Raw genomic sequence first — 4,552 nt, 5'->3', positions numbered from 1 at the left:
CCGGATCACGTAGGAGGAATAGACCTTCCCGTTGCGCCGCGTGCGGACCTCCTGCAAATGCATACCTACATATTGCCCGATAGATAGCTTACCTGGCAAGCAAATAGTCGATATAATCGGTCCTACACAAATGCGTAAAATTCATTGATGTATCAACAAAATGGTCAAAAACCTGCGGAAGATCGGATAGCCGAAAGCATAGGCCGTGTACATGCAGTTCGTGGTGAGATGCTCGCTGAAGGCCATAGCAAGAAGGCGCCGGACGCGGGGCTCAGCCACAGCTGCGATAGCCTTGCCGAGCAGGGTCAGATGTAGCAGCTGGCGGTCGTTGAACAGGTCTCGATATCTTCTGAAGCCGTGGATGATCGGTCGCTGGTCTGAGCGGCTATCTGTCGGGATCTCGCGCATCGGTGCAAACAAGCCCTCGGAGTCCTCAATCTCCTTGAGAAGACGCGAGGCCTTTCCATAGCAAATGCAGTCCTCCTTCGTCGCCTTCTTGAAATGCCGCGTTACGCCGCTTGGGTTTTGCTCGATGTATTCGTGAGCAAACAAGCGCCACTTTGGGGGCGTCGAGCTATCTCCACGATCAGCGAGGCCCGTTATGTTGCCACACGTGGGACAGCCAACCTTTCCACGATTGAGGGTACCCTGTCTGATGCGGGTCCGGGTGCCGCATCTACAGTGAATTTCCTTTCGCTCTATGGGAAGCTCGTAGACTTCGTGGCATGCCTTACAGAAAGCCCACTGGAGCCTCTTCTCCTTGCTGGACGCCAACTGGAAATGCGGATGGATCTCGAAAGTGGTCCCGCAGGAACGACATGTCCGACGCTCCACCCAGAAGTGATGCAAGACCTCGTGCTCCCGGCCTTTGACTTTGGTCCTGTGGAAAGGTGCGATCTGGGTAGCGATGGAGCCGCGGAGCTCGGCAATCTCGCCGCTCTCGGGATTGCAGGCAGCTGCTTGCAGTTCAAATCTCGTGATGAACGTGGCTACCGGGTCGATGTCGTATCCGATCACGTAGGCACCACAGCGCATGGCTTCTACTAGGCTGGTTCCCCCACCGACGAACGGATCCAGGACGACCGCGCCGTCCAGCGGCACATCACCCAGGAGGGTGTCCCAAAAACGGCTCGTTTCAGCAGCACTGAGCGAAAGACCAGTCAAGATTGACCGGAACTGAGAACCGAGGCGTCGGGCGAACCAGCGGTGAACCCGATAGAGCGGATTCGTATATTGACCTTCCCGCATGGCAAGTTTAGCGATTTCGGCAATTGGAAGTTTGCCCGATTCGAGCAGGGTCGTCTCCGGGAAGCCGTGAAAGTGAGAGAACGTGGCGTCCTCTTGAACCGCTCGGCGCTCCTGAGATGTGGACTGCACGAGCGTCATGATCCGTCTTCCTTCGCCGCTGGCAGGCTTTCCGTGCGAAGCATAATCAAGTCCTGGTCAAGGTCGTGTCGCAGCAAATCGAGCCGCCCGGAGACCGCGATCAGATGTGCCGCGGAAATGGTGCATAGGCCGGGAACAGGCTCGTGGAATCCCCATACAAGATAGAAAACCGCGGTCATGGAATAGATCGAGAACGTTTCGCATGAATCCCTGCCTAGGCCATTGCCGAACCTGGCTGTGCATCCCCGCCGCAGCCAACTCCATGCCGTGCATGATCCGGTCGACCTTGTCGATGACACGACACGTAGTTTGGGCTGGCTCAGCAGATCGGAGACCTCAGCCGTGTCCCCATCGCCTATGCCATTGGCGTAGGCCCTCTCGTGTTGTGTCACCCCCTGATCGACCCAGAACTGCTCCAAAGGCCCGGCCCCTTGTCTGTGGTATGAACATTCGCCAGGAAATAAATCAGTGGCTTGCCCGCAAAGGCGGCCTGCCGGAAAACCAAGATGATGGTGAGTGTCCAGGCGAAGACGAGGTCCTCACAGAAACGCAGCTGCGAATCCAGATCTCCGAGCACCTTGCGCAAGGCGAGCCATTGATCCAATGCAAGGCCGTCCACCAGCAAAAAACCGACCGATTCACCGAAGCATCGCAAAAAAGTCACAACTCGAACCCCACCTTTTTCAGCGCGTTCCTGACCGCCGCCTCGCAGACAATCATTTCCGAGGCCGCCTTCGAGTGCTTGAACGCGTGCGCCGCGCCCGGGCAGTCGTTTGTCAGTCGCTCCATCACGCCCTTGACGTGGCGCACTCGATCCAGCACCATCCGCAGCCACGGTTCCAAAAACCGGTCATCGTCCAATACGAAGACAAGTCCCTTGAGCGGCTCTTCCGTTGCTATGGACATTCCGGTTTCGTCTTTTCTCCAGAGTGTGCGCCGTTGGATTTCCACAATGTAGATGGACGTTCTAGAAATCACGATCCGCATGACCAGTACCCCGCGGGGAATCCGCAATTTCGTATCGTGGAAGACCCAACTCCTCACCTCCGAGTCGATCACCCTGTTCTCCTTGTCGAAAGGCTCCAGCGTGATGAGCCTGGGCTCGGCATTGCCCTTGAAACCGTCCTCGAACGTGAACCATTCCACGGAGGAAACGAAAGCGGGATGAGTCTCACGCAAGCGACACGCCGCGTTCCACATGTCCAGCAGGACGCCATGCGACTCCGTGACCGCCGGGGAGTGTAGGGAGGCCTGGGCCACTCCTTTCCCGGAACCGTAGGGCTCTCCCGTGGAGAGGAGGGAAGCCTTGCCCGCCGGGCCGGTTCTGATCCGCAGAGTCGAAGTTGCGCGTTTGTGCGCGACGTCGACGACGCGTCTCGGCTCGCCCAGAATCCGGAAGTCCTCTTCTTCGATCTCCACAAGCGAGGAATCCCGATCCGGCTCGTAGTCGTCGGTCAACTCAAGGGCGTCGGGCGGCTGCAACGGCCGGATGGGACCCCTCCGTTCCTCGGCTCCGCCCTGGATGTCCAACGACGGATCCGGTATTACGCGGTCTTCCCGGTCGCGGAGGATGACGGGACCGGGCGGTTGGCTGCATCCGAGGATCCGCAATCCCAAAAAAGTTTTACCGCCGTTGATTGGGCGTCCCGCGACGGCAATTTTTGCCTTCCCGCTGAACCAAGGCTCGATCTTGAGAAAGATCCAGTGTCCCGACGCGTTTTGCCCGATCTCTATTTGCGAGTAGATGCTCTTTGCTGCTCTGGTCGCGCGAGAATCGTAACAGACGTGTGCCAGGAAGACCGCGTCATCGTTGTGCATTCTCGGCGCGAGCCGGATCGGCCACTTGCCGGGTTCCGGCGGCCAGTCAAGACGCTTGTAGAGGCGCGGCTGCGCCTCGCTCCAAGGATACGTCGCCAGGACTCGCTGCACTTCCATGGAGCGGCCATAACAACGGACAAAGAACTCCATACACGGAATCAGAAGGTTCTTTCCGTCCCGAAGGACGAAGTCGAGCAGGAAGTTCTGATCGCGCGAATCCGGCAACTGGTAATCGTCCGGTGGTATCAGGATCCGGCGTCCTTCTCCATGCGCAGCTTCGTAAGGGGAGACAATGCGGTAACCGCCGGGAGAAAACGAGACATCGAACGTCTCTTCGGGAAAGTCGATCGATTCGTTGCTGACGCCGTCGCGCCACACGGACCCGATTCGGAGTTGGCCCAGATGGGTGAGCGCAGCTTGCCGACGAATGATCGCCCCTGGTTTGCCGTCCTCACCAAGATGCCGAAGAAAGATCGCAACATGCGGCACCGAAACAGCCCGCACGTTCTTGGCTACAGGGCCGTACCACCGGACGACGGAAATTTGGGAAGTGGAGTCGATCGACGTTCCGTCGGGAAGCGAAAACGTCCGCGTCTTCCGTAGGGACGGCTTCATGCGACGCCATCCTCAGACGCAAAATCGACTGATGCGTTGCATTCATTTCTTGAATGTTGCAGCCATTTCCAAAAATGACACCCCCCGCCGACTAGGCCGGCGTCCGATGTGGAGTGATGAGGCGCCCGGAAAGGTCGTTGGCGGAGCAGACCCACGCCGCTGGGAAGCAGGCCGGCGACGCTATGGATGCGAGTCGCCTCGATCGATTCATCCAAGGTCATGGATGGGAAGATGGTCGGAATTCGCTGAGCGAGCATCGACTTTCCGCTCCCGGGCGGGCCGATGAGCAGGACGTTGTGCCCGCCAGCAGCGGCGATCTCTAGGGCCCGCTTGGCAGCGAGCTGGCCTTTGACATCGGCAAAATCGAGTTCGGGAGGCTGCTTGAGGGCCGAGGGCTCGTTCGAGCTCTCCGGTTGGGGGGAAGCTTCCGGATCCCGTAGAAAGGCGGCGGCTTCCGCGAGAGAACGGGCCGGGTGAATCCGGATCCCGCTGATTACGGCCGCTTCAGCGGCGTTGGCTGCGGGAAGCAGCAGATGCTTCGCCCGCTGCCGCTTGGCTTCGATCACTGCCGGTAAGACCCCTCGGACGGGCCGAAGCTCACCGGAAAGTGCGAGCTCTCCAAGCGCCCAGAAGTCCTCGGTGTGAGGACTCTCCATTTGATCGGTGGCGCCGAGGACAGCCAGGGCGATGGGCAGGTCGAAGCTGGGCCCCTCCTTACGGAGGGCCGCCGGGG

At 59.1% G+C, this 4,552-nt stretch carries 4 protein-coding genes; all 4 read right to left on the bottom strand.

The features are described 5' to 3' along the window. Nucleotides 1–141 precede the first annotated feature (141 nt). On the bottom strand, nt 142–1,386 hold the full coding sequence (locus MAMT_RS11100) for a hypothetical protein (protein ID WP_178087096.1): 1,245 nt from the start codon (nt 1,384–1,386) through the stop codon (nt 142–144). A 388-nt stretch (nt 1,387–1,774) separates the two neighbouring features. Then, complete coding sequence (locus tag MAMT_RS11515; protein WP_178087095.1) at nt 1,775–2,050, bottom strand: hypothetical protein; 276 nt, start codon at nt 2,048–2,050, stop codon at nt 1,775–1,777. Beyond that, nucleotides 2,047–3,819 (bottom strand): hypothetical protein, encoded by a 1,773-nt coding sequence (locus MAMT_RS11090; protein WP_142661089.1) that lies wholly within the window; start codon nt 3,817–3,819, stop codon nt 2,047–2,049. Before MAMT_RS11090 ends, MAMT_RS11515 begins: the two co-directional genes overlap by 4 nt. Beyond that, a partial coding sequence (locus tag MAMT_RS11085; RefSeq protein ID WP_142661088.1) for an ATP-binding protein occupies nt 3,816–4,552 on the bottom strand: 737 nt, incomplete at its 5' end. The genes MAMT_RS11090 and MAMT_RS11085, both read right to left, overlap by 4 nt.

The sequence above is a fragment of the Methylacidimicrobium tartarophylax genome, from assembly GCF_902143375.2.
GTDB lineage: Bacteria > Verrucomicrobiota > Verrucomicrobiia > Methylacidiphilales > Methylacidiphilaceae > Methylacidimicrobium > Methylacidimicrobium tartarophylax.
The sequence above is the reverse complement of the archived record's forward strand: the minus strand, read 5'-3'. Positions and strand labels throughout refer to the sequence as shown.